This is a genomic window from Leucobacter sp. M11, assembly GCF_035726885.1.
Classification (GTDB): domain Bacteria; phylum Actinomycetota; class Actinomycetes; order Actinomycetales; family Microbacteriaceae; genus JAPFRB01.
Window position 1 is genome coordinate 162,469 of sequence record NZ_JAPFRB010000004.1, and the last position, 4,581, is coordinate 167,049.

Sequence of the window (4,581 nt, forward strand, 5' to 3'; positions counted from 1 at the left end):
AGATCGCCGCGCACCTCCACGACTCCGTGTTGCAGACGTTGGCCCTGATCCAGCAGAAGTCGGAGCCGGGCAGTGAGGTCTCCCGCCTGGCCCGGGGGCAGGAGCGCGACCTGCGCGAGTGGCTGTTCCGCGGCCCCGGGGACGCCGAGGACGGCGCGCTCAACCTCGAGGCTGGCCTGCGGGAGCAGGCCGCGGCCCTGGAGCGCGACTTTGCCGTGCGCTTCGAAATCGTCTCGGTCGGCGCGGGCCAGGTGCTCGCGCCGGAGGCGCTGATCGCCGCGGCCCGCGAGGCGATGCTGAACGCGGCCCGGCACGCGGGCGGCGACGTCACCGTCTTTGCGGAGGCCTCGGCGGCGGCGCTCGCGGTGGACATCACGGACCGCGGCCCGGGCATCGACCTCGACGCGGTGCCGGAGGGCCGGATGGGGGTGCGCGAATCGATCCTCGGCCGGATGGAGCGCGCGGGCGGTTCCGCCCGGATCGTGCCCGGCCCCGGCGGGACGGGCACGAGCGTCCGGCTGTCCGTGCCCCGGGCCGCCGCCGAGGCCTCGCCGCCGGGCGCGCCCCCGAACGCAACCCACAGCCCGACCCACAGCCAGAACCCAACCCCGCCCGCGACCGAAGGAGCCACCCCGTGACCGATGTATCCCCGGCCGAGCCGACCCGGCAGGGTCTGCGCGTGGTCATCGTCGATGACCACTCCATTTTCCGCTCGGGACTGCGCGCCGACCTGAGCCCGAACCTGGACGTGGTGGGGGAGGCGGGCAGCGTGGACGAGGCCGTCACCGTCATCCAGGGCACGGCCCCCGACGTCGTGCTCCTCGACGTGCACCTGCCCGGGGGCGCGGGCGGCGGCGGCGCTGAGGTGATCCGCCGGGTCGCCGAATCGGGGACGCCGAGCACCTTCCTTGCCCTGAGCGTCTCGGACGCGGCCGAGGACGTGGTGAGCGTGATCCGGGCCGGGGCCCGCGGCTACCTCACGAAGAGCGCGTCGGGGGCCGAGGTCTCGCAGGCGGCGGCCCGCGTCCACGGCGGCGACGCGGTGTTTTCCCCCCGGCTGGCGGGGTTCGTGCTCGACGCCTTCGGCGTTGTGGGCGGGGAGACCGCGGTTGCCGATGACGAGCTCGACCGGCTCTCCGCACGCGAGCAGGAGGTCATGCGGCTGATCGCTCGCGGCTACGCCTACAAGGAGGTCGCCGCGGAGCTGTTCCTCTCCGTGAAGACGGTCGAGACGCACGTGTCGAAGGTGCTTCGCAAGCTCCAGCTCTCCAACCGGCACGAGCTCACCGCCTGGGCGCTCAGCCGCAAGCTGCTCTGACGCGGGCCCGGCCCGCGGTCGGCGCGCTCTCAGGCTTCAAAATACCCCCGGGGGTATCTTGGTGGCGAGGGGAGTCGCCCCCGCCAACGATCGGAGTTCCTGTGTGCCGTGCTGTCGTGTGTCGAACCTGCGGAAAGATGACCTGGGCTGGCTGCGGTCAGCACGTGAACCAGGTGCTCGCCGGTGTGCCCAAGAGCGACCGCTGCGCCGGGCACCAGGGGGAACCGGCCACGGGGTTCTGGTCCCGCCTCTTCGGGCGCGGCTAGGCTGAAACGAATCCAGGGAGAGACGCACACCATGACGACCCAGCACACCCAGACCGTTCCGAGCGAGGGCGAGACGGCACGCATCCGCGGCCTGCGCACCGTGATCATTGGCGGCGTCGCCGGGGGCATGTCCGCCGCGACCCGGCTGCGCCGCCTCGACGAGACCGCCGAGATCGTGGTCCTTGAGCGCGGGGGCTACGTGTCCTTCGCGAACTGCGGCCTGCCGTACCACATCGGCGGCGTCATCGAGGATCGGGCGAAGCTGCTCCTGCAGAGCCCAGAGGGGCTGAGCTCCCGGTTCCGCCTCGATGTGCGCGTGCGCACCGAGGCGATCCGGATCGACCGCGCCGCGCAGACGGTGACCGTGCGCGACCTCGACTCCGGGGCCGAGCACGAGGAGCGCTACGACCGCCTCATCCTCGCGCCAGGCGCCGAGCTGCGGGAGCGGCAGACGATCGCGGGCATTCCGACGCACTCCCTGCGCAGCGTCGAGGACGTCGACGCCATTCATGCCGCCCTCGCCGACGCGGGTGACGCCCCGCTCGCGCTCGTCCTGGGCGGCGGCTTCATCGGCCTGGAGGCGGCCGAGAACCTCGCGCTCCGCGGGGCGACGGTGCTCCTGCTCCAGCACTCGGGGCAGCTCTTCCGCGTCCTTGACCCGGAGATGAGCACTCGGCTGCACGACACGATGCTCGAACACGGCGTCGAGGTGCGGCTCAACACCACCGCGGTCGAAGCCGAGTCCCGGGACGGGGACGTGCGGCTGAGCGACGGCAGCGCCGTGCGGCCCGCGCTCATCATCGACGCGCGCGGCGTGGTCCCGGCCATCGGCCCCGCCCGCGCGGCGGGCATCGTCCTCGGGGACTCCGGCGGCATCGCCGTGGACGGCGCGCACCGCACGAACGACCCGAACATCTTCGCGGTCGGCGACGCCGTCGAGAAGACGGACGCGGTGGACGGCTCCCGCGGGCTCGTCACGATGGCGGGGCTCGCGAACCGGCACGGCCGCGCGGCCGCGGACGCGATCGCGGGGCTTCCGGTCGAGGCGACCCCCGCGCTCGGCACCTCGATCATCGGGCTGTTCGGCCTGCAGGCCGCGGTCGTTGGGCACTCCGAGACCCGGCTGCGGGCGGACGGGCGCGCGCACCGCGTGATCCACACGCACCCGCTCTCGCACGCGGGCTACTACCCGGGCGCGGAGCAGATCGCGCTCAAGCTGATGGTGGACCCCGAGACGGATCTGATCCTCGGGGCGCAGGCCGTCGGCCGCGACGGCGTGGACAAGCGGATCGACGTGATCGCGACCGCGATGTTCGCCGGGCTCACCGCGACCCAGCTCACCCAGCTGGAGCTGGCCTACGCGCCGCAGTTCGGCTCGGCAAAGGACCCGATCAACCTGATCGGCTACGTGAACGAGAACCTCGCCGCCGAGTCCCGGAGCGTCCAGTGGCACGAGATGCCCGCGCTTCGAGACGCGGGCGCGGTGCTGCTCGACGTGCGCTCGCCCGGGGAATTCGCCGCGGGGGCCATCCCCGGTTCGATCAACCTGCCCCTCGACGAGATCCGGGAGCGCGCGGGGGAACTGCCCGATGCGCCGCTGATTGTGCACTGCCAGGTGGGTCAGCGCGGTCACACCGCCGCGGCGCTGCTGCGCCAGCTCGGGCACGACGTGTCGAACCTCGACGGGGGCTTTCTCACCTGGCGCGCGGGCTCGGCCGCCCGGGAGCGGTCCACCCCGTAGCCCGCTCGTGAGCGGGCGCGTGCTGCCCGGAGCCCCCGGACCGCGCAGCACGGGCCTGCTCGCTGCTTCCCGCCGGGTTAGCGCCAGCCGGGGAGCCACATGTGCAGGCTCCAGAACCCGAAGGAGGTCTGCGTACCCAGCCAGAGCGGGAGGAAGTACGCGCTGACGAGCGCCGCGGCCAGCACGAAGATGAGCACTGTGATCCGGCGCATCCGCCGGTCGAGCGCGCCGAGCCCCCGGCGCGGTTGCAGGAACCACCAGATCACCGCCGCGAGGGCGAGCGCGAGAAACGGCGTCAGCACGACCGTGTAGAACTGGAACACCGCGCTGCGCGAGGGCATCAGGAGCCAGGGCAGATAGCCCGCGAGGTAGCCGGTCACGATGAACGCGGCGGCAAGGGTCAGCCGGTGCTGCGTCCCGCCAAGCACCGCACGGACCAGCAGCCAGCCCGCCAGCACGAGCAGCGCGGCGAGCCCGCCCCAGAGCAGCAACACGTTCGGGATCGGAGTGATCGCCTCGGAGCACCGATCGAGCAGGCACCCGTTCTCGCCCGTCTCCGACCCCAGGTAGTACATGCTCGTCGGCCGCAGGCCCAGCGGCCACGTCAGCGGGTGCGAGCTGTAGGGGTGCGGGGCCTGCAGGGTGCTGTGCCAGCCGTACATATCCACGTGATAGCGCCACAGGGACCGCGCCCAGTCCGGCACCAGCCCGGCAAGCCCCGTCGCCGGGTGCTCCGCCGACCACTGCCGGAGCCACCCGCCCGACGTCGCGATCCACCCCGCCCAGGTCGCGAGGTACGCCAGGAACGCCGTGGGCAGGGCGATGAGCCCCGTCGCGGGAGCCTGCGCGAGCAGCCCGCCCACCGCCCAGCGCGGCACCCGCAACCGAGCCCGCACAATCAGATCGCTCGCCACCGACAGCAGCAGGAACGCGGCGAGCACGTACAGCCCCGACCACTTGATGCTCGCCGCGAGCCCCAGCGTCACCGCCCCGGCGAGCAGCCACGGCCGCCACCAGAACACCGGCCCCACCCCGGCCCGATCCCGCCCAGCCGGGGTGCGCGCCCACGCCCGCCACCGCCCGGCCAGCCACGCGTGATCCATCAGGAAACACCACGCGCCCAGCGTCGTAAACAGCGCCAGGAAGCCATCGAGCAGGCCCACCCGGGTCAGCACGATGTGCACCCCGTCGATCGCGAGCAGGAACCCGGCGAGCGCCGTGATCGTCATCCGCCCGAAGAGCCGGTGCGCGATCAG

Annotated in this window: 4 protein-coding genes; 3 read left to right on the forward strand and 1 reads right to left on the reverse strand. The window is 73.0% G+C overall.

Annotated features, from left to right (window positions below; all coding sequences use genetic code 11):
• From OOT08_RS12725 to OOT08_RS12735, 3 genes are all read left to right on the forward strand, one after another.
• A partial coding sequence (locus OOT08_RS12725; RefSeq protein ID WP_325093114.1) for a sensor histidine kinase occupies positions 1 to 638 on the forward strand: 638 nt, incomplete at its 5' end.
• Positions 635 to 1,318, forward strand: coding sequence for a response regulator transcription factor (locus OOT08_RS12730; protein ID WP_325093115.1), 684 nt, complete (start codon positions 635 to 637; stop codon positions 1,316 to 1,318). The genes OOT08_RS12725 and OOT08_RS12730, both read left to right, overlap by 4 nt.
• A gap of 297 nt (positions 1,319 to 1,615) precedes the next feature.
• Positions 1,616 to 3,325: an FAD-dependent oxidoreductase gene (locus OOT08_RS12735; protein ID WP_325093116.1), complete on the forward strand. Its 1,710-nt coding sequence runs from the start codon at positions 1,616 to 1,618 to the stop codon at positions 3,323 to 3,325.
• A gap of 77 nt (positions 3,326 to 3,402) precedes the next feature.
• Here OOT08_RS12735 and OOT08_RS12740 read toward each other — a convergent pair.
• On the reverse strand, positions 3,403 to 4,581 hold a 1,179-nt coding region (locus OOT08_RS12740; protein WP_325093117.1), incomplete at its 5' end, for a phospholipid carrier-dependent glycosyltransferase.